The sequence below is a fragment of the Amycolatopsis sp. NBC_00345 genome, from assembly GCF_036116635.1.
Classification (GTDB): Bacteria; Actinomycetota; Actinomycetes; order Mycobacteriales; family Pseudonocardiaceae; genus Amycolatopsis.
Map to the genome: position 1 here is coordinate 939,727 of NZ_CP107995.1, position 19,836 is coordinate 959,562.

At 71.6% G+C, this 19,836-nt stretch carries 15 protein-coding genes and 1 pseudogene; 12 read left to right on the forward strand and 4 right to left on the reverse strand.

What is annotated here, in order from left to right:
• Positions 1-28 precede the first annotated feature (28 nt).
• From OG943_RS04330 to OG943_RS04350, 5 genes are all read left to right on the forward strand, one after another.
• Complete coding sequence (locus OG943_RS04330) at positions 29-1,441, forward strand: L-fucose/L-arabinose isomerase family protein (protein ID WP_328608358.1); 1,413 nt, start codon at positions 29-31, stop codon at positions 1,439-1,441.
• A 600-nt stretch (positions 1,442-2,041) separates the two neighbouring features.
• A complete protein-coding gene (locus OG943_RS04335; RefSeq protein WP_328608359.1) occupies positions 2,042-2,455 on the forward strand; it encodes an SsgA family sporulation/cell division regulator in 414 nt (137 codons plus the stop codon).
• A 550-nt stretch (positions 2,456-3,005) separates the two neighbouring features.
• Complete coding sequence (locus OG943_RS04340) at positions 3,006-4,142, forward strand: hypothetical protein (RefSeq protein WP_328608360.1); 1,137 nt, start codon at positions 3,006-3,008, stop codon at positions 4,140-4,142.
• Positions 4,143-4,639: 497 nt separating this feature from the next.
• On the forward strand, positions 4,640-5,032 hold the full coding sequence (locus OG943_RS04345; RefSeq protein WP_328608361.1) for an STAS domain-containing protein: 393 nt from the start codon (positions 4,640-4,642) through the stop codon (positions 5,030-5,032).
• A gap of 47 nt (positions 5,033-5,079) precedes the next feature.
• Positions 5,080-5,919, forward strand: a complete 840-nt coding sequence (locus tag OG943_RS04350; protein WP_328608362.1) for an aldo/keto reductase — start codon at positions 5,080-5,082, stop codon at positions 5,917-5,919.
• A gap of 143 nt (positions 5,920-6,062) precedes the next feature.
• On the opposite strand, the gene OG943_RS04355 is transcribed toward OG943_RS04350, so the two are convergent.
• The gene (locus tag OG943_RS04355) at positions 6,063-6,572 is read right to left on the reverse strand and encodes a hemerythrin domain-containing protein (protein WP_328608363.1); all 510 of its coding nucleotides are present in this window, start codon (positions 6,570-6,572) and stop codon (positions 6,063-6,065) included.
• A 107-nt stretch (positions 6,573-6,679) separates the two neighbouring features.
• Here OG943_RS04355 and OG943_RS04360 point away from each other — a divergent pair, with 107 nt between their 5' ends.
• Positions 6,680-8,191: a CYTH and CHAD domain-containing protein gene (locus OG943_RS04360; RefSeq protein ID WP_328608364.1), complete on the forward strand. Its 1,512-nt coding sequence runs from the start codon at positions 6,680-6,682 to the stop codon at positions 8,189-8,191.
• 92 nt (positions 8,192-8,283) lie between these two features.
• On the opposite strand, the gene OG943_RS04365 is transcribed toward OG943_RS04360, so the two are convergent.
• Entirely contained in the window at positions 8,284-8,628 is a 345-nt protein-coding gene (locus tag OG943_RS04365) for a hypothetical protein (protein ID WP_328608365.1), read from the reverse strand.
• A 290-nt stretch (positions 8,629-8,918) separates the two neighbouring features.
• A pseudogene (locus OG943_RS04370) lies at positions 8,919-9,181 on the reverse strand (plasmid stabilization protein).
• 145 nt (positions 9,182-9,326) lie between these two features.
• Between OG943_RS04370 and OG943_RS04375 the strand changes: the two are divergent.
• The 5 genes from OG943_RS04375 to metH all read left to right on the forward strand — a co-directional run bounded on the left by OG943_RS04375 (position 9,327) and on the right by metH (position 17,536).
• Entirely contained in the window at positions 9,327-10,427 is a 1,101-nt protein-coding gene (locus OG943_RS04375) for a glycosyltransferase family 4 protein (RefSeq protein ID WP_328608366.1), read from the forward strand.
• A gap of 3 nt (positions 10,428-10,430) precedes the next feature.
• Positions 10,431-11,480 carry a lysylphosphatidylglycerol synthase transmembrane domain-containing protein gene (locus OG943_RS04380; protein ID WP_328608367.1) on the forward strand — a complete coding sequence of 350 codons (1,050 nt, stop codon included), beginning with the start codon at positions 10,431-10,433 and terminating at the stop codon, positions 11,478-11,480.
• An 86-nt stretch (positions 11,481-11,566) separates the two neighbouring features.
• Positions 11,567-13,087: a carboxylesterase/lipase family protein gene (locus tag OG943_RS04385; protein WP_328608368.1), complete on the forward strand. Its 1,521-nt coding sequence runs from the start codon at positions 11,567-11,569 to the stop codon at positions 13,085-13,087.
• An 88-nt stretch (positions 13,088-13,175) separates the two neighbouring features.
• The gene (locus OG943_RS04390; protein ID WP_328608369.1) at positions 13,176-13,766 is read left to right on the forward strand and encodes a maleylpyruvate isomerase N-terminal domain-containing protein; all 591 of its coding nucleotides are present in this window, start codon (positions 13,176-13,178) and stop codon (positions 13,764-13,766) included.
• A gap of 170 nt (positions 13,767-13,936) precedes the next feature.
• Positions 13,937-17,536, forward strand: coding sequence for a methionine synthase (gene metH, locus OG943_RS04395; protein ID WP_328611999.1), 3,600 nt, complete (start codon positions 13,937-13,939; stop codon positions 17,534-17,536).
• 121 nt (positions 17,537-17,657) lie between these two features.
• Here metH and OG943_RS04400 read toward each other — a convergent pair whose 3' ends face one another.
• Positions 17,658-17,972, reverse strand: coding sequence for a zinc-ribbon domain-containing protein (locus OG943_RS04400; RefSeq protein ID WP_328608370.1), 315 nt, complete (start codon positions 17,970-17,972; stop codon positions 17,658-17,660).
• Positions 17,973-18,152: 180 nt separating this feature from the next.
• Here OG943_RS04400 and OG943_RS04405 point away from each other — a divergent pair, with 180 nt between their 5' ends.
• A complete protein-coding gene (locus OG943_RS04405; protein WP_442874688.1) occupies positions 18,153-19,751 on the forward strand; it encodes an FMN-binding glutamate synthase family protein in 1,599 nt (532 codons plus the stop codon).
• The last annotated feature ends 85 nt before the right edge of the window (positions 19,752-19,836 follow it).

Below are 19,836 nucleotides of genomic sequence, written 5' to 3' on the forward strand. Positions count from 1 at the left end.
CCGGCCGCGGCTGAGCAGAGGGGCAAGCATGGCTCGAATCGGCGTCCTCGCCATCTCCGACGGGCGCGACCACGTGCACCGCCGCAACACCGGGTTCATCCGGTCCAAACGGGACAGTTTCGTCGCGGCGCTGGAAGCGGCGGGGCACGAGGTGGTCGTCGGCGACCTGGTGGCGACGAACACCGTCGCCACGTCGGCGGCGCGGGAGGTCGCGGCCGCGGGCGTGGACGTGACGGTGTTCTACTACGCGGTGTGGAGCTTCCCGCACTTCACGATGCTCGCGGCGGACGCGACCACAAGCCCGCTGCTGCTGGTCGCCAGCACGGACCCGGCCGAGCCGGGGCTGGTCGGGATGCTCGCCGCCGGGGGCGCGCTGGACCAGATCGGCCGCGCGCACACCCGGCTGTGGGGCGCGCCGGACGACGCGTCGCTGATCGCGGAGATCGGGGTCCGGGCGCGGGCGGCGTCGGCGGTGGCGTCGCTGCGCGGTTCGACGTTCGGGCGGTTCGGCGGGCGGCCGATGGGGATGAACACGGCCGTGGCCAACACCGACCAGTGGATGCGGCAGTTCGGCGTGGACGTCGAGGAGATCGACCAGTACGAGCTGGTGCTGCGTTCGGAACGGGCCGACGCCGCGGAGGCCGCCGGCGCGCGCGAGTGGCTGGAGCGCCTGGCGACCGTGCACTACGACGGCGAGAAGCTGACGCCCGAGCTGCTGGAGCGGCAGATCCGCTCGTACCTGGCGGTGCGCGACATCGTGGCGGAGCGGGGCATCGACTTCTCCGGGATCAAGGGCCAGCCGGAGCTGACCGAGAACTTCGCGACGATGGACGTCACGGAGGCGTTCCTGAACGACCCGTACGACTGGAACGGGCCCAAGGCCGTGCACGTCACCGCCACGGAGGCGGACATGGACGGCGCGCTGACCATGCAGCTGATGCACCGGATCACGGGCACGCCGGTGCTGTTCGCGGACGTGCGCCACTACCACGCCGACCGGGACATCTGGGACCTGTGCAATTCGGGCCAGCACGCGACGTGGTTCGCGGCGCGCAGCGCGGACCCGGCGGAGAACCTGGCGAAGGTGCACCTGTACCCGGAGGTGTTCTTCTTCCCGGCGGGCGGCGCCTCGGTGCAGCACATCGCCGCACCGGGCGCGATGACCCTCGCCCGCCTGACCCGCCTCTCGGGCGACTACCGCCTCCAGCTCTTCCAGGGCGACTTCGAGTCCTACGACGACGCGACGAACGCCGCGCTGGCCGCGTCGTCGACCCCGGAGTGGCCCCACGCCTTCGCCCGCCTCGACGTGCCCGCACCGACCTTCCTGTCCGGGTTTGGGGCCAACCACGTGCACGCGGTTCCCGGCGATGTCCGCGCTGAGCTGCGGGCGGCGGCGGAGCTGATGGGCGTGCGGGTGGAGGAGTGGAGCCGGGGGGAGTGACTGGGACCCGGACGGGGCCGGATCAGGTCTGGACCACGGCCGGGCCGGGGTGAGTCCGGGCTTGTGGCCGGGCCGGCGTGGGGGTCGGCCCGGTCCGGTCTGGACCACTGCCGGGGCCGGGCTGGGGACTGCGGCTGGGCACTGAGCCGAGCTTTGCGAGGGCAAGCCGCGGCGGGGATGGCCGTAGCCGGTGGCCGCTGGTCTTGGCTACTGGTCTTGACCACTCGGCCGGCCTGCACGCCCGCTCCGTCCGTCGGGCCGAGCGTTGGTGTGCCTGCCGTGCCCTTTGGCCGCCGCCGTCCTCGGCGACGCGCGCGGGCGGAATGCGTTTTTCCGGGTGTGAGCCCTGTGGCCCTCGTCGCGATCGCTTGGCCGGGCCGGGGCCGGGGCTCACCATGGCTGAAGTGCGCGTCGCCCGGAGCGGCAGTCGCCAGGACTCCCTTTCGAGTGGTCACTAATGCCGATGAGTGAGCGTGTGAGACATAGGTCTCCACCAAAGGGGTGAAAGATCGACTGTCGGGCAGCTCGTAGTCTTACGGCGCGTTACTCATAGAGGAACATTCACGTTAGACCCCGAGAACGAATCAAGGAGGTACCGCCATGGGCACCGAGAGCCCCGCCGTCCGCGCGACGGTCATCTTCGGACTGCGCACGTTCGGGGCCATCCCGCTGCCGGTGCGCGCCGACCTCGAGTACGACCCGTCGGACCCCTACGCCATCGCCGTGGGCTACCACGCCGGCCCGGGTGTCGTCCGCTGGCTCTTCGGCCGTGACCTGCTGGCCGACGGCCTGATCGCCCCCGCGGGCGACGGTGACGTCCGCGTCCGCCCGGCCGCCGACCCGTCGCGCGTGATCGTCGAGCTGAACGCCCCCGACGGCTCCGCCGTGCTGGAAGCCCAGGCCAGCGAACTCGCCGACTTCCTCGACCGCACCTACGACGAGATCCCCGCCGGCGACGAGGCCCGCTGGTTCGACTTCGATCACGAGCTGACCAAGCTCGCGATGCACGACTGACTCACGACCTGCTCGTGATGCACGACTGACCGACCCGCTCGTGATGCACGACTGACTGACCCGCTCGCCCCACGGGGCACCCCGCTCACCCGGCGAGTGGGTCCGCCCGTGCCGCGAGCGGAACCCCTCGGCCCGCGACTGGATCCGTTCGCCCCGTGCCCGGACTTACCCGGCCCGCGAGCGGATCCGCCGGACCGGCCGAGGGGCAAGCAGCTTCGGGGACTCCCGGACCGGCTCCAGCCCGGCAATGCCGCGCTGTATGAGCGTCGGAGTTCCTCAGCCCACCGCACCGGCAGACCTTTCCGAAGCTCCCTGCGAGCCTACGGCCGCCGATCCACGTCCGATCAACAGCCGATCGCCGAAGAGCGCCTGCGGACGAAGAAGCTCTGTAGATCCGCTGCACGCCTAGACCAGACTGGACGTCTTCGGCTCCGACGACGCGCTCGACCTGCTGGGCCGGAGTGTCGGGGCCGGCCGGCTGGCAGCCGAACCGATCGCCGCGCAGGATCTCGTTGCCGCTTGCGGACGGCTCCCGCTGGCCGTGCGCATCGTGGCGTCGCGCCTCACCGCACGACCGCACTGGACTCTGCGGTCCATCGTCGACCGCCTGGACGACGAGCGCCGCCGGCTCACCGAACTGCGGGCCGGTCCGCTGGCCGTCGAGGCGGTTTTCGAGGTGGTGCACCGGCAGTTCGTCCCACCGCTCGCGCACGACTTCGTGCTGCTGGCCTCAGTCGCCGGCACGGAGTTCACACTGCGGGAAGCGGCGGCCGTGCTCGGCGTCGACGAGGACGTGGCCGAAGCACGGCTGGACGCCCTGATCGACGCTTGCCTGCTGGAGGAAACGTTCACCCGCCGGTTCCGCATCCACGAACTGCTGGTCCTCTTCGGCCGCGGCCTCCAGCGGGATCAGGCCGAGGAGACAGCGGCGCTGGACCGGTTGCTGTCGCAGCTGCTCGCCACCGCCCGCACCGCCTTCGCGTGCGCTGCATCGGGCGATCCGGCCGGCGACGTGCTCGGCTGGCGCCGGCTGCCCGATCCCGGCCCGCCGATCACCGATCTGCGCTCGGCCCGGGACTGGGTTTCGAGAACCGGGCACACCGTGCTGGCGGCCTGCGCCCGGGTCGCCGAGCTGGGTGCCGCGGGCCTGCTGGGCACCGCGATCGACCTGCTCCTCGCGATGGGCCTGTTCGCCGCCGAGCCGGGGATGCGACGGCTGGACGCGATCACGCGAACCTTGGCCGAAGCGGCGGCCGACACCCGCGCACCGACCGGCCCGATCTCGGGGAGGTGCCGCCGGGCGCGCTTCCGCACCGCCGGCCGGGCCGAGTTCCTGCACAGCACCATCGCACTGCGCACCGGCACGTACGCCGACGTGGAAGTCCACGCGCAGCGCGCGGTGACCGCCGCGACGGTGAGTGGCGACCGCGTGATCCTTCAACAGGCGCTCAGCAACCGTGGCCTGGCCGCGCACCAGCGCCACGACTATCCGTTCGCGATCCGGTGCTTCGACCGGTCCGCCGAACTGGCGCGAAGACTCGGCCATCACTCCGGGGAAGCGACCAGCCGGCTCAACGCGGCGCACGCCCGGCTGCGCAGCGGCGCCGAGCTTGTCCTCGCTGCCTGCGAGCCGCCACTCGGGGACGATTGCCACCTCCGCTTCGCCGAACGTTTGCCGCAGCGTTGACCGCGCGGGCCAGGCTGGATCCGCCGGATCGTTCTCGAAAACGCTGCTTCCCTTGCTGAGACTGGGTTCGCCGGCGAAGGACTCCTCGCACGCCACATCAGGTGGGCTACGCGCGAGTACGGGGCGCGTCACGGCCACCTCGGGGGAGGCGTTCGCGGGGCTGCCCACCGTCGTGGAGTCAGCACCGGTGCGCGCTCGCCGAACCGGGCGTGGCCGTGAAAACTGTTGTGACGAAAGACAACCGTGACGGTGCCGGGACGCAGACCCCGGCCGGACGGTGCAGCGCGCCCGCGCCCGCGAGGCCCGTCCCCGGGTCCGGCGGGGTGCCGTGGGGGAAGATCGATCCGGGCCTCCACGTGCGGAAGCGGGCATTCGCCTCGGCGGGTGGTTCGAGTTGACCTGCGCCCTCAGCGGCGTACGGTCATAGTGGTTGGCTGTTGTTCAAAATATGTGCTCCGGTCAGCGCCCCCAGCAGATACCTGCGGAAGGAGCGCACCATGACTGCCCGATTCTCCGTATTCTCCGCGCCCACCGAGCTGACGGTCACCATCACCGGCCGCGACGGCGTCCTGGTCCTGACCACCGTCGGTGACATCGACGCCGCCAGCGTTCCCGCCCTCGACGAGGCGCTGGTCACCGCGCAGGCCGGCCGCGAGCGGGTGGTGGTCGACCTCTCCCGCGTCGAATTCCTTGGCTGCGCCGGGATTCGCGTGCTCTGCGGCGCCGCTGAGCGCGACCCGTCGCTCACGGTGGTGTCCGGCACCGCGCACGGGGTGCGGCGCTGCCTGGAGGTCACCGACGCCGCCCTGCACCTGACGATCCACGAGACGCTGGCCGAGGCGATTTCGCCCGCCGGGAATCCCGCCAGGAATGAGGAATCGGCCACCTGATCGGGTCAGCGCGTTTCACCGCCGAGGGGCCCGGGTAGGCCGGGACCATGACCGCTCAGACCAGGAACGTCCCGGAAATCGAGCTGAACAACGGCGTCGGCATCCCGCAGTTCGGGTTCGGGGTCTTCCAGATCCCGCCGGAGGACACCGCCGCGGCGGTGTGTACTGCGCTCGAAACGGGTTACCGGCACCTCGACACCGCACAGCTGTACGACAACGAACAGGGTGTCGGGGACGGCATCCGCCAGTCGGGTGTGCCGCGTGAGGAAGTCTTCGTCACCACCAAGCTCGCCAACGACGCGCACGGCCACGACAACGCGATCACCGCGCTGGAAGGGAGCCTGCAGCGGCTCGGGCTCGAGCAGGTGGACCTCTACCTGATCCACTGGCCGCTGCCGCATCAGGACAGGTACGTGCCTACCTGGCAGGGCTTCGAAGAGCTGCTGCACGCCGGGAAGACGCGCGCGATCGGCGTGTCGAACTTCCAGACCGCGCACCTCGAACGGCTGGCCGAGGAGAGCGCGACGGTGCCCGCGGTGAACCAGATCGAGCTGCACCCCGCGTTGCAGCAGACGGAATTGCGTGCCTACCACCGCGCGCACGGCATCGCCACGGAGGCGTGGAGCCCGCTCGCGCAGGGTGAGGTGCTGGAGGACCCGGTGCTCACCGAGCTGGCCGCGAAACACGGGAAAACCGCTGCCCAGGTGGTGCTGCGCTGGCACCTGCAGCTCGGGAACATCGTTTTCCCCAAGTCGAAGACGCCCGAGCGCATCCGCGAGAACATCGACGTGTTCGACTTCGAGCTTTCCGGCGACGACCTGGAGGCGATCGGCAAGCTCGACGCCGATCACCGCACCGGCTTCGACCCGGACACCTTCCGCGGCTAGCCCGGGTCAGCTACCGCCGTGGATACCTGGAGAATTCCCACGGTGACGCCGGCGCCGTAGAACCGCAAAGCTCGAAGGAAAGAACCGGACCTCCTGTCGCGAGGTCCGGTTTTTTCCTTTCGCGGTAAGCAAAACCGGTGAGGTCAGCCGGGGTCGACGGCGGAGCGGATCTCGTCCACGAAGCCGGGGCCGGACATCAGCACCTGGCTGCCGGGCGGGCGGTCCGAGGTGGCGGGGTGGGGTGAGGTCGGCGCGGCGCGACGGGCCTTCACGACCTGTTCGCCCAGCTCTCGCAGTTCGTCGGCGCTGTGGGCCGCGCGCAGGCTGTCCACGACGCCGCGCTCGTCTTCCCTGGTGTGCCGCCGGACGGCGCGGATCAGGGCGCTCAGCAGGCGTTCGAAGCGGGGTTCCTGCGGTCCGGCCCCTTCCAGCCGCCGCATCAGGTCGTCGGCCTCGGCGAGCTGCTTGCTGCCCGCCGCGCCGGGCAGGTGCCGCTGCTCGGCGACGGTGTGCCGCGCGAGCGTGGCCAGCAGGTGGTCGGCCAGGTCCTTGCGGTTCTCGGGGCTGCCCTGCCCGAGGTCCAGCTCGGTGCAGAGCCGGTCCAGGATCCGGTGATCCTCGACGAGGAGGTCGGTCAGGTCGGTGCTGCGCATGGGATCGGGGTACCCGGCCACGGAAAGGTGAATCGTCGAGGTGCGGCTCACCTGATCGTGGGTACCCCGCAGGGAAGAGAAACTGACAAATACGAGGAGCCACACGCATGAGAGGTCCGGCCGCGGGGATCGAGCGCGAGCGCAAGTACGAGATCAGCGAGACGACCGGGATCCCGAGGCTCGTCGGCGCCGGCCCAGTCCGCAGCCAGGAAGCGCCCGCCGAGCACGTCCTGGACGCCACCTACTACGACACCGCCGGCTTCGCGCTGGCCCGGGCGGGAATCACGCTCCGGCGGCGCACCGGCGGCGAAGACGCGGGGTGGCACCTCAAGCTGCCGATCGGCCCGGACACGCGTGAGGAGCTGAACGTCGCACTCGGCGCCGACGAGCTGAAGGTGCCGAAGGAGCTTGCGCGGCTCGTGCTCGCGTATACGTTGGGCCACAAGCTGGTGCCGATCGCGCACCTCAAGACCGACCGCTTCGCGCACCAGCTCACCGACAGCGACGGGCATGCGGTCGCGACACTCACCGACGACCACGTGACCGGCGAGGCGGGCGGCGACTCCGCCCGGCTGGACCGTTGGCGGGAGCTGGAAATCGAGCTGGCCCCCGAGGCCGCGCCGGGTGTGCTCGACGAGCTGGGACGCGCGCTGACCGGCGCGGGCGCGAAGGCGTCACCGTGGCCGTCAAAGCTGCGTCGCTTGATCGGGGACCGGGTGCCCGCGCGGAAGAAGCCGGCCAAACGGCCCGACGCGGGCACCGTGGTGGCCGGGTACCTGCGGGAGCAGGCCGACCGGTTGCGTCAGGCGGACGTGGGCGTGCGGCGGGACGCCGACGACTCCGTGCACCAGATGCGCGTGGCCGTGCGGAAGCTGCGGAGCGCGCTGCGGACGTTCGGGTCCATTGTGGATGGTTCGGCGACGGCGGAGCTGGTGACCGAGCTGAAGTGGCTGGGGCAGCGGCTGGGCCCGGCGCGGGACCTGGAGGTCTCCGCGGAGCTGGTGGCCGCGGGCGTGGACCGGTTGCCGCCTGAGCTGGTGGTGGGCCCGGTGCGGCAGTACGTGACGCGGTACTTCGCGCGGGAGCAGGCCGTTGCGCGGGAACGGGTGGTGGAGACGGTTGACGGCAAGCGGTACCTGCGGTTGCTGCGTTCCCTTGATTCGGTGCTGGCGGAGCCGCCGTTGACCGCAGCAGCGGGAAAGCCTGCGCGCAAGGGATTGCGGAAGCCGGTGCGTCAGGCCGTACGGAAGATGGAGCGGGCGGAGAAGGCGGCGCGGGGGCTTTCCTGGACGGAGCGCGAGGTCGCGCTGCACGGCGTGCGGAAGAAGGCCAAGCGGGTCCGGTACGCGCTGGACGTGGTCCGGCCGGTGGAGAAGGTGGGGGATTGGCGCAAGCGGGTGAAGGGCGTGCTGCGGGAGCTGGGGCGGCACCAGGATGTCGTGGTGAGCCGGGAAGTGTTGTACCGGCTGGGGATCACGGGGTTCGGGGATGGCGAGAACACGTTCACGTTCGGGGTGCTGTTCGGGCGGGGCGAGGGGGCCGCGGTGGGGCATCGGGATGGATTCGTGCGGGCCTGGCGGCGGTTGCGGGGGAAGAAGCGGCCCGGGTGGCTTTCCTGATCGGGCCGCGCTGATCCGGGCGTGAACCCGGCCTGGCCGGGAGGCTCATGGCTTCCCGGCGAGGCCGGTGGTCAGGGCGCTCCGCGGTGGGATCAGCTGAAGACGACGGACCTGATCAGCAGCCGATCCGAGGCCCGGCCACCGGCCTTCAGCGTGTAATAGGCGTCGCCTTCGCAGTTCCCGTTTTTGAACACGGTCGCGGACGAGTCGGTTTTGTTGTGCGGCCGGAAGGCGTGCTGGTCGTAGAAGTCGATGACTTCCGGAATGTCCAGGCACACGCCGCTCGGCGGGTCTGCCAGCGCCCCGCTTTGAATCATGCCGTCCTCGTCGTAGTAACGGTAGGTGAAGTCTCCTTCGGCCGCTGACGCGACTGCCGGGACGGCAACGCCGAAACTGCAAACACTGGCGACAACGAGCAAGGCAGTGCGCACACGCATGTCAGATCGTTCCTTTCGGAAAACTTGGAACCGTTGCGTCACCCAGTGCACCCGGGCCGACCGGCACCCGTCTACGGTGGCCGCCCGTTCAGGGTCCTGCCCCGATCGTGCGGCGGACGGGCACCGCAAGTCCGGTGCCCCCGTCCACCTCACCCGCCGCCCGCTTGCGGTCATCCCCTTCGGGCACCAGTGCTTCGGGGAGCAGCCGTATTCGTGACAGCCCGTCGCGGCGGCACACCCCATCGGGCCCTGAGGGTTTGGCCGTGATGGAACCCTGTCGGGTGGCGGGATCACTTGCCCAGCGCGTTTTTCAGCTCCTGCTTCGACATGGTCGAGCGGCCGTGGATGTTGCGCTGCCTGGCTTCGTTGTAGAGCTGGTCCTTCGTCGGGCCACCCGGGCCCTGGCGGTACTCGCCCGATTGGGCGCGGTTCTTGTTCACCGTGCGGGCGGCGATCTTCTCGGCGCGGCCGGTACTCACGCCGTACTCGCGCTGGAATCTTTGATGTGCTCGTACTGGCGCTCGCGCTTGGTGTTCCAGGTTTGCTGCGGCATGATCGGCTCCTTTCGTCGGCAGACGGGTACCCGACCGGCCGCGAGGGCTAAACGTGCAGGTCAACCTCCTGGAACAGCCGGTGGTGAACCAGCGGGGCCGCCCGTCCGTGTGGTGAGGTGAGGACGAACGGGCAGGGAGGTCAGGGTGCGTTTCCACGATGAAGGGCCGGTGGTCTTGGTGCTGCCGGGCAACGTCGACGACCTGACCGAGCCCAGCGGTGGCAACACCTACGACCGCCGGATGTGCGGGAGCCTGCCGGGCGCCGGGACGTCCGTGCTGGAGCTGGCGGTGCCCGGGAGCTGGCCCGAGCCGGGGCCGACGGCGCGGGCGCGGCTGGCCCGTTCGCTCGCCGAGCTGCCGGAGCGGGCCACCGTGCTGCTCGACGGGCTGGTGGCCTGCGGGGTGCCCGAGATCCTCGCCCCGCACGCGCGGCGGCTGCGGCTCGGCGTGCTCGTCCACCTGCCGCTGGCCGATGAAACCGGGCTTGAACCGGGGCGTGCCGCCGAGTTGGAGGGCCGCGAGCGCGAGACGCTGCGGCTGGCCGGGCTCGTCGTCGCCACCAGTTCGGCCGCGGCGCGGGACCTGGTCCACCGCCACGAACTCGACCCGTCCCGCGTGCACGTGGTGTGGCCGGGCACTGACCGCGCGCCGCTGGCGTCCGGGTCGGACGGCGTTTCCCGGCTGCTGTGCGTCGCCGCAGTGACGCCGCGCAAGGCGCAGGACCTGCTCGTGGAGGCGCTGTCCCAGGTGGACGCGCTCACGGCCGAGTGCGTCGGCTCGCTCACCCGCGAACCGGACTACGCCGACGAGCTGCACTGGACCGTCAAGCGCCTCGGCCTCGACGGGCGCGTCCGGCTGACCGGGCCCAGGTCCGGCGCCGACCTCGACGCCACGTACGACGCCGCGGACCTGCTGGTGCTCCCGTCCCACGCCGAGACCTACGGCATGGTCGTCACCGAGGCGCTCGCGCGCGGCATCCCCGTGCTGGCCACCGACGTCGGCGGGGTCCGCGACGCGCTCGGCACCGCGCCCGACGGCACTGTGCCCGGCCTGCTCGTGCCGCCCGGCGACGTCGGCGCGCTGGCTCGCGCCCTGCGCCGTTGGTCGGACGACGCCGGCCTGCGAGACCGTCTTCGCGCCTCCGCACTGGCCCGCGCCGGAACCCTGGAGGACTGGGACGGCGCCGCCCGCCGGCTGACCGAAGTCCTCGCCCGTTTCCGTTCCGCTCCGATCGAGGTGGCTTGAGAGATGCGCACGTTCTGGGTGTGGTTCCGGCTCCTCGGCGGCTTCGCCATCATCGGCGTGCTGGCCTGGCGGCTGGGCACCGGCGCGTTCCTCGACGGGCTGCGCGTGATCGGCCCGTGGCCGCTGTTCGCCGCGCTCGCGCTGGGCCTGCTGACCACGGTGGCGAGCGCCTGGCGCTGGAGGCTGGTGGCCTCGCGGCTCGGGTTGCGGCTCCCGATGCGCGACGCGGTGGGCGACTACTACCGCGCGCAGTTCCTCAACGGCGTGCTGCCGGCCGGCGTGCTCGGCGACGTCCACCGCGCCGTGCAGCACGGGCGCAGATCCGGTGACGTCGGCCGCGGCGTGCGAGCCGTGGTGCTGGAGCGGACCGCCGGTCAGGTCGTGGTGGTCGCCGCCGGGGTGGCTGTGCTGGTCTTCCGCCCGACGGTGCTGCCGCCGGTGGCGCACGACGTGCTCACCGGGTCCGGCGCGGCCGTGCTGGCGGGCGCCGTGGTGGTGCTCGCGGTGGCGTTCGGCAGCGGGCCGCGGTGGCTGGAGAGCCCGTCACGGTGGCGGCGCGCGTTCGCCGTCTCGATGGCCGACGTGCGCGCCGGGCTGCTCGGCCTGGGCGTCTGGCCGCGGGTGACGGCGCTTTCGCTGCTCGCGCTCGCCGGGCACCTGGCCCTGTTCGTCGTCGCCGCGCGGGCCGCCGGGGTGACGGCGCCGCTCACGACCGTGCTGCCGTTGCTGGTGCTCGCGCTGCTGGCGATGGGCCTGCCGGTGAACGTCGGCGGCTTCGGGCCGCGGGAAGGCGTCGCGGCGCTGGCGTTCGGCGCGGCCGGGCTCGGCGCGCAGCTGGGCTTGACGGTGGCCGTGGTCTACGGCGTACTCGGCCTGGTGTCCAGCCTGCCCGGTGGCGCGCTGCTGCTCATGCGCTGGCTCGGCGGCCTGCGCCGGACGGCTGCGCAACCGGCTCGGCAAGCCGCTCGGGAACCGGCCCCGGAATCCGCCGCGAAACCGGCTCTGGAACCGGCCCCGCGCCTGCTCCGCGTGCCCGAGCGGTCGGCCGCCTGAAGGTGCCGCCGCCGGAGCGGCCCGGCCCCGCGGTTCCCCCTGCCCCCGGCCCGAGTGGATCAAGCCGGGCGCTCTACCGTTCACCTGTGCGGTTCGTGGTGGTTGTTTTCGTCCTGCTGGCCGCCTCGGCCTGCGCTTCGTCCGACGCGGCCGTGGGCGGGGGAGAGGTCGTGCCGACGACGTCGGGCCAGGTGCGCGGCACCGTCGCCCAGGACTACCGGCTGTTCCAGGGCATCCCGTACGCCGCGGCGCCGGTCGGGGACCGGCGCTGGCAGCCGCCCGCCGCGCCGTCGCCGTGGCTCGGCGAGCGCGACGCGACGAAGCCCGGGCCGCGGTGCCCGCAGCAGAAGCCCTCCGACGGGGCGGCCACGAGCGAGGACTGCCTGTCCCTGAACGTCTGGACGCCGAAGGCCGCGACCCGGCGCCCGGTGCTGGTGTGGATCCACGGCGGCGCGTTCCTGAACGGCGGCGGGGACCGTTACGACGCGCGGGACCTGGCCACGCGCGGCGACGAGGTCGTCGTCACGGTCAACTACCGGCTCGGCACCCTGGGCTTCCTGGCCGACCCCGCGCTGGCGCCTTCCGGCGACGCCGGGAACTACGGCCTGCAGGACCAGCAGCAGGCCCTGCGCTGGGTGCGGGACAACATCGAAGCCTTCGGCGGCGACCCCGGGGCCGTGACGATCGCCGGTGAGTCCGCGGGCGGCATGTCGGTGTGCGACCACCTGGTGGCGCCGGGCTCACGCGGGCTGTTCCGCGCCGCCGTGATCCAAAGTGGACCGTGCCAGGCGCAGGCGACGCTGGCCGGGGCGGTCAAGTCCAGTGTGGACTACACGAGCCGGCACGGCTGCGCCGACCGGGCGACGGCGGCGGCCTGCCTGCGCGAGCTGCCCGTCGCGGACCTGGTGGACGCGCCGCAGTTCTTCGCCATCGCCGGGATCGGCATGCCCGGCCCGGTGGTGGGCGGCTCGGTACTGCCGGTGCCCCCGCTCGACGGGTTCCGCCGCGGGGCGGCCGTGCCGGTGCCGGTGGTGGTGGGCACGACGCACGACGAGTTCACCTACTTCCTCGCGGAGCAGGTCGCGGCCACGAAGAAGCCCGTGACGCCGGACGGTTACGTCGCGGCGCTGGCCCACGTGTTCGGCGACGGCGCGTCGGTGGCTTCGCACTACCCGCTGGCTTCATTCGGCGGTGACGCTTCGCGTGCGTACGCAGCGGCCGTCACCGACAGTGGTTTCGCGTGCGCCGCGCAGGACGTGGCGACGGCGCTGGCCGCGCGGGCGCCGGTGTGGGCGTACGAGTTCGACGACCCGACGTCACCGGCCGCCGCCACGATCCACGCGCCGTTCCCGCTCGGCGCGGCGCACACGTTCGAGCTGCCGTACCTCTTCCGCCTCGACGGCCAGGCCGGCCTGCTCACCCCGGCGCAGCAACGGCTTTCGGGCCAGATGATCGGCAAGTGGACCGGGTTCGTGCGCTCGGGCACCCCGCCGGACTGGCCGCGGTTCGGCGCCGTGCAGTCGTTCCGCCCGGACGGCGCCGCGGTGACGACGTCCTTCGCCGCGGATCACCGCTGTGCGTTCTGGAGCGGCTTCAAGGTGCCCTGAAGGCCACCATGAGGGCATGTAGGTCCCTCATGGTGGCCTTCAGGGCACCACGCGGCCTGCTGGACCCGGCTCCGGCAGGATGTCCGCCATGACGGTGACCGCAGCGGATCTCGACGTTGTCCTCGGCTGTTTCGACCACGCGCTCCGGCCGGTCGTCGACCGGGACTGGACGCGGCCGGCCGGGGACGTCGAGTGGGACTGCCGGCACACCGCCGAGCACGTCGGCGACTGCCTGCTCTCCTACGCCGCCCAGCTGGTCACCGCGCCGGCCGGCCAGTACGTGCGGCTGCTGGGCACGGTGGAGGACGGCGCCTCGAACGCCGAGGCGCTCGACGTCGCGCTCACCGGCGGGCGGCTGCTCGCCGCGGCGGTGCGGGCGACCGGCCCGGACGTCCGCGCGTATCACCCGACCGGGCGAGCGGACGCCGAGGGCTTCGCCGCCATGGGGTGCGTCGAAGCGCTGATGCACGGTGAGGACATCGCCACCGGCCTCGGCGTGCCGGAGGCGATCGACCCGCCGCGCGACGTGTGTGCCCGCGTGCTCGCGCGGCTGTTCCCGGAACAGGACGTCGAAGGCGACGCTTGGCAGGCGCTGCGCTGGTGCGCGGGCCGGATCGAGCTGCCGGGGCGGCCGAGGCGCATAGGCTGGAAATGGCGCGGCGCCCCACTCTGTGAGTGATCCGTCGTGACCGGCTGTCTCGCCGGGTGAACGCGGCTGCCCCGTGGTGGCGCCGTCCGGTAGTCTTGACAGCCAGGTCGAGAGGCGCTGCAACGGACCAGGCGGTCCGCCACGCTCGGCCGCTCCGTTCGTGAAAGGGCGCCTCCGTGACCGATACGGAGGTGGCCGGTATGTCGCAGAGCCTGCGGGACCTGCTCGACGAGCGGATCGTCGTCCTCGACGGCGCTTGGGGCACGATGCTGCAGGGGGCCGGCCTCACGCCGGCCGACTACCGCGACGAGTGGCTCGAAGGCCACGAGAAGGACGTCACCGGCGACCCGGACCTGCTCAACCTCACCCGCCCCGACGTGATCCTCGACGTGCACCGGCAGTACCTGGCCGCGGGCGCGGACGTCACCACCACCAACACCTTCACCGCCACCAGCATCGGCCAGGCCGACTACGGCCTCCAGGACCACGTGCGCGAGATGAACCTGCGCGCCGTGGCGCTGGCCCGTCAGGCGGCCGACGAGTTCGGCGGCCGGTTCGTGGCCGGCTCCATCGGCCCGCTGAACGTCACGCTCTCGCTCTCGCCGCGCGTCGAGGACCCGGCGTACCGCGCGGTCACCTACGAGCAGGTGAAGGCCTCCTACGCCGAGCAGATCAAGGCGCTCGCCGACGGCGGGGTCGACCTGCTGCTGATCGAGACCATCTTCGACACCCTCAACGCCAAGGCCGCGATCACCGCCGCCCGCGAGGTCGCGCCGGAGCTGCCGCTGTGGATCTCCGTGACGATCGTCGACCTGAGCGGCCGCACGCTCTCGGGCCAAACTGTCGAAGCGTTCTGGAGCTCCATCGCGCACGCCGAGCCGCTGGTCGTCGGCGTGAACTGCTCGCTCGGGGCCCAGGAAATGCGCCCGCACGTCGAGGAGCTGGCGAAGATCGCGGGCACCTACACCGCGTGCCACCCGAACGCGGGCCTGCCCAACGCGTTCGGCGGCTACGACCAGACGCCGGAGGAGACCGGCGGCATGCTCGGCGAGTTCGCCGGCGCCGGCCTGGTCAACATCGTCGGCGGCTGCTGCGGCACCTCGCCCGCGCACATCGCGAAGATCGCCGAGGCGGTCAAGGGCCTCCCGCCGCGCGTGGTGCCCGACCCCGCGCACCGGACGCGCTTCAGCGGGCTGGAGCCGTTCAAGATCACCGCCGACACCGGGTTCGTGATGATCGGCGAGCGCACCAACGTGACGGGCTCGGCGAAGTTCCGCCGCCTGATCGAGGGCGGCGACCACCAGGCCGCCGTCGACGTCGCGCTGGAGCAGGTGCGCGGTGGCGCGAACCTGCTGGACGTGAACATGGACGCCGACCTGCTCGAGTCCGAGGAGGCGATGACCACCTTCCTCAACCTCATCGCCACCGAGCCCGAGGTCGCGCGCATCCCGGTGATGGTCGACAGCTCCCGCTGGCGCGTGCTCGAAGCCGGCCTGCGCTGCCTGCAGGGCAAGGGCGTGGTCAACTCCATCAGCCTCAAGGAGGGCGAGGGCCCGTTCCTGGAGCAGGCCCGCCGCATCCGCGACTACGGCGCGGGCGTCGTGGTGATGGCGTTCGACGAGCAGGGCCAGGCCGACACCGCCGAGCGCAAGGTCAGCATCTGCGGCCGGGCGTACGACCTGCTCACCCAGAAAGCCGGGTTCGCGGGCGAGGACATCATCTTCGACCCCAACGTGCTGGCCGTGGCCACCGGCATCAGCGAGCACAACGGCTACGCGAAGGCGTTCCTGGAGGCGCTGCCGCGGATCAAGGAACGCTGTCCGGGCGCGCACACCTCGGGCGGCATCTCGAACCTGTCGTTCTCCTTCCGTGGCAACAACGTCGTGCGCGAGGCGATGCACTCGGCGTTCCTGCTGTACGCGGTGCGAGCGGGCCTCGACATGGGCATCGTCAACGCCGGCCAGCTCGCCGTGTACGAGGACATCCCGAAGGACCTGCTGGAGCTGGTCGAGGACGTGATCTTCGACCGCCGCGAGGACGCGACCGACCGGCTGGTCGAGTTCGCCGAGACCGTGAAGGGCAGCGGCACCAAGCGCGTGGTCGACCTGTCCTGGCGCGAGGCGCCGGTGGCGAAGCGGCTTTCGCACGCGCTCGTGCACGGCATCGTCGACTTCATCGAGGACGACACGGAAGAAGCGCGGCAGTCGTTCGAGCGGCCCCTGCAGGTCATCGAGGGCCCGCTGATGGACGGCATGAAGATCGTCGGCGACCTGTTCGGCGCCGGGAAGATGTTCCTGCCGCAGGTGGTGAAGAGCGCGCGCGTGATGAAGCGGTCCGTGGCTTACCTGGAGCCGTACATGGAGGCGGAGAAGGAAAAGATGCGCCTCGAAGGCCGCATCGACACCTCCCGCGGCCAGGGCAAGGTCGTGCTCGCCACGGTGAAGGGCGACGTGCACGACATCGGCAAGAACATCGTCGGCGTGGTGCTGGGCTGCAACAACTACGAGGTGATCGACCTCGGCGTGATGGTGCCCGCGGCGAAGATCCTGGACACCGCCGTGGCCGAGAACGCCGACGCGGTCGGCCTGTCCGGGCTGATCACCCCGTCGCTCGACGAGATGACGAGCGTCGCGACCGAGATGCAGCGCCGCGGCCTGAAGCTGCCGCTGCTGATCGGCGGCGCCACCACGTCCAAGCAGCACACCGCGGTGAAGATCGCCCCGGCCTACGACCACACCACGGTCCACGTGCTCGACGCGTCACGGGTCGTCGGCGTGGTCTCCGACCTGCTCGACACCGACCGCGCGGACGTCCTCGACACGGCGAACCGCGCCGAGCAGCAGCGGCTGCGCGAGCAGCACGAGAACCGGCACAGCACCCCGTTGCTGACCGTCGAGCAGGCCCGGGCGAACCGGGAGGAGGTCTCGTTCGACGAGATCCCGGTGCCCGACTTCACCGGCGTCCGGGTGCTGGAGCCGCCGATCGCCGAGCTGCGCAAGATGGTCGACTGGCAGTTCCTGTTCCTCGCCTGGGAGCTGAAGGGCAAGTACCCGGCGATCCTCGACCAGCCGGTCGCGCGGGAGCTGTTCGACGACGCGAACACGATGCTGGACGAGATCATCGCGGACGGCTCGTTCACCGCGCGCGGCACGTACGGCTTCTGGCCCGCGCACGCCGAGGGCGACGACATCCTGCTCGACGGCGAGTACGCGGACTTCAGTTTCCCGATGCTGCGCCAGCAGACGAAGAAGCCCGAAGGCCGCGCGAACCGCTGCCTGGCCGACTACATCGCGCCCGAGGGCGACCACCTCGGCGGCTTCGCGGTCGCCATCCACGGCGCCGGCGCCCTGGCCACGCACTACGAGGCCGAGAACGACGACTACCGCGCCATCATGGTCAAGGCACTGGCCGACCGGCTCGCCGAGGCGTTCGCCGAGTACATCCACCTGGAGGCCCGGCGGCGCTGGTTCGAGCCGGACGTCCAGCCGGACCTGGCCGACCTGCACGCGGAGCGCTTCCGCGGCATCCGCCCGGCGCTCGGCTACCCGGCCAGCCCGGACCACAGCGAGAAGCAGGACCTCTTCACGCTGCTGGACGCGGAGAACCTCGGCATCCAGCTCACGGAGTCGTACGCGATGATGCCGGCCGCCGCGGTGAGCGGGCTGATCTTCGCCCACCCGGGCTCGCGGTACTTCACCGTCGGCCGCCTCGGCCGCGACCAGGTCGAGGACTACGCCCGGCGGCGCGGCCTGGAACTGGACGAGATCGAGCGCTGGCTGCGGCCGAACCTGGCCTACTGACGCTTCCCGGGTCTGGGCTTCCCGCGGTCCCTGAAGGCCACCATGAGGGCATTTTGGGCCCTGAAGGTGGCCTTGAGGGCATCCGGGTCCCTGAAGGTGGCCTTCAGGGACCGCCGCCCTGTCAGTGACCCTGGTGCTGCTGCGGGGGCTGGCTGCTCTGCGGCTGCTGCTGCGGGTACTGGCCCGGCTGGCCCTGGCCGCCCTGCTGCTGCGCCACGATCTGGTCGGCCTGTTCGCGGGTGATCCGGTTCTGGGCACCGCAGTGCGTGCACTGCGTGAGGTACTTGACGCTGATCGGGAAGAGCGGGATGAAGAACAGCGTGAACTTCGTGACCCGCTTCAGCACGGCGTGCGCGGCCGGGTAACCGCACTGCCCGCAGAGGAAGGTCGCCAGCACCAGCTGGAACATCTTCGTGCGGTAACCCCAGATGATCATCGTGCGCTCCTGTACTCGGACAAACCTGCGGACAGCGTCACAGAGACGTCCCGCGCGGCGGGGCGGTTCCGGGAAAATGCTCGTGAGTGTTTATGACGGTTAGAACCGTCATAAACACTCACGAGTCCTGGTGGCGCGGGCCGACCTGCGCGGACGCGGGGCGGCGGCTAGTTTCTCCCCGTGGTCAGAATCAGCGCGGTGAGGTTCGGCGCGGTGGCGCTGCTCGTACTCGTGGCACTCGGCGGCGTCGCGCTCGTTGTGGCGGTCTCGCCGTGGTGGTGGTTCCTCGCCGGGCCGCTCCTCGCGCTCGCCGTGACCGGGGTGTACGACCTGGGCCAGCGCCGGCACTCGATCCTGCGGAACTACCCGGTGCTCGGGCACGCCCGGTTCCTGCTCGAGGGCATCCGGCCGGAGCTGCAGCAGTACTTCGTGGAGCGCAATTTCGACGGCCGCCCGTACGACCGTGACGTCCGCAGCATCGTCTACCAGCGCGCGAAGGGCACGGACGCGGAGGAGCCGTTCGGCACCGAGCGCGACGTGTACGCCGACGGCTACGAGTTCCTGGTGCACTCGATGGCGCCGGTGAAGGAACCTGAGGCCCCGCCGCGCGTGCGTGTCGGCGGGCCGGACTGCACGAAGCCCTACGACATGGCGCTGCTGAACGTCTCGGCGATGAGCTTCGGCGCGTTGTCGTCGAACGCGATCCTCGCCCTGAACCGGGGCGCGGCGCTCGGCGGGTTCGCCCACGACACCGGCGAGGGCGGGCTGAGCGAGTACCACCTGCGCGCCGGCGGCGACCTGATCTGGGAGGTCGGCACCGGGTACTTCGGCTGCCGCACGGCCGACGGGGACTTCGACGCGAGCGCGTTCGCGGACAAGGCCGGCCACGACGCGGTCAAGTGCGTCTCGCTCAAGCTCTCGCAGGGCGCCAAGCCCGGCATCGGCGGCGTGCTGCCCGGCAGCAAGGTCAACGCCGAGATCGCCCGGGTCCGCGAGGTGCCGGTGGGCCGGACGGTGATCTCCCCGCCGTACCACCGGGTTTTCTCGACGCCGCGCGAGCTGGTGCGGTTCGTCGCGCGGATGCGGGAGCTGGCGGGCGGCAAGCCGACCGGGTTCAAACTGTGCGTCGGCTCGCGGCGGCAGGTGCTGGCGTTGTGCAAGGCGATGGCGGACGAGGGCGTGACGCCGGACTTCATCGTCGTCGACGGGTCCGAGGGCGGCACCGGGGCGGCGCCGCTGGAGTTCGCCGACCACCTCGGCACCCCGCTCACCGAGGGCCTGATCACCGTCCACAATGCACTCGTCGGGACCGGCCTGCGCGAGAAGATCCGGCTGGGCGCCAGCGGGAAGGTGGCCACCGGCGCGGACATCGTCAAGCGGCTGCTGCAGGGCGCCGACTACACGAACGCGGCGCGGGCGATGATGTTCGCCGTCGGCTGCATCCAGTCGCAGCGCTGCCACACGAACAAGTGCCCGGTCGGCGTCGCCACCCAGGACCCGCGCCGCGGCCGCGCGCTCGCCGTCGGCGACAAGTCGGAGCGGGTGCGGCGGTACCAGGCCTCGACGGTCGAAGGCGCCGTGCGGATCATGGCCGCGATGGGCGTCGCGGACCCGGCGGAGCTTTCCCCGCACATGCTGCGCCGCCGGCTCGACCCGCACACCGTCCGCTCGTACGCGGAGCTGTACGACTGGCTCGCGCCCGGCCAGCTGACCGCCGAGCCGCCGGCGGACTGGGCCGCCGACTGGGCGGCGGCCGACCCGGACCGGTTCACCGTGTAGCGGGATTCCCCGGCCGGTCCCGCGTCCGGGCATAGGTCGATCGTGGTGCCCGGGGCTAGGCTGAGCGGAGGTTGAAACGACAGCC

Excerpts from the sequence above, each read along its gene's own strand:
- OG943_RS04330 (WP_328608358.1), top strand. The coding sequence starts at position 29 with ATGGCTCGAATCGGCGTCCTCGCCATCTCCGACGGGCGCGACCACGTG.
- OG943_RS04335 (WP_328608359.1), top strand. The coding sequence starts at position 2,042 with ATGGGCACCGAGAGCCCCGCCGTCCGCGCGACGGTCATCTTCGGACTG.
- OG943_RS04345 (WP_328608361.1), top strand. The coding sequence starts at position 4,640 with ATGACTGCCCGATTCTCCGTATTCTCCGCGCCCACCGAGCTGACGGTC.
- OG943_RS04350 (WP_328608362.1), top strand. The coding sequence starts at position 5,080 with ATGACCGCTCAGACCAGGAACGTCCCGGAAATCGAGCTGAACAACGGC.
- OG943_RS04355 (WP_328608363.1), bottom strand. The coding sequence starts at position 6,572 with ATGCGCAGCACCGACCTGACCGACCTCCTCGTCGAGGATCACCGGATC.
- OG943_RS04360 (WP_328608364.1), top strand. The coding sequence starts at position 6,680 with ATGAGAGGTCCGGCCGCGGGGATCGAGCGCGAGCGCAAGTACGAGATC.
- OG943_RS04365 (WP_328608365.1), bottom strand. The coding sequence starts at position 8,628 with ATGCGTGTGCGCACTGCCTTGCTCGTTGTCGCCAGTGTTTGCAGTTTC.
- OG943_RS04380 (WP_328608367.1), top strand. The coding sequence starts at position 10,431 with ATGCGCACGTTCTGGGTGTGGTTCCGGCTCCTCGGCGGCTTCGCCATC.
- OG943_RS04390 (WP_328608369.1), top strand. The coding sequence starts at position 13,176 with ATGACGGTGACCGCAGCGGATCTCGACGTTGTCCTCGGCTGTTTCGAC.
- metH (WP_328611999.1), top strand. The coding sequence starts at position 13,937 with ATGTCGCAGAGCCTGCGGGACCTGCTCGACGAGCGGATCGTCGTCCTC.
- OG943_RS04400 (WP_328608370.1), bottom strand. The coding sequence starts at position 17,972 with ATGATCATCTGGGGTTACCGCACGAAGATGTTCCAGCTGGTGCTGGCG.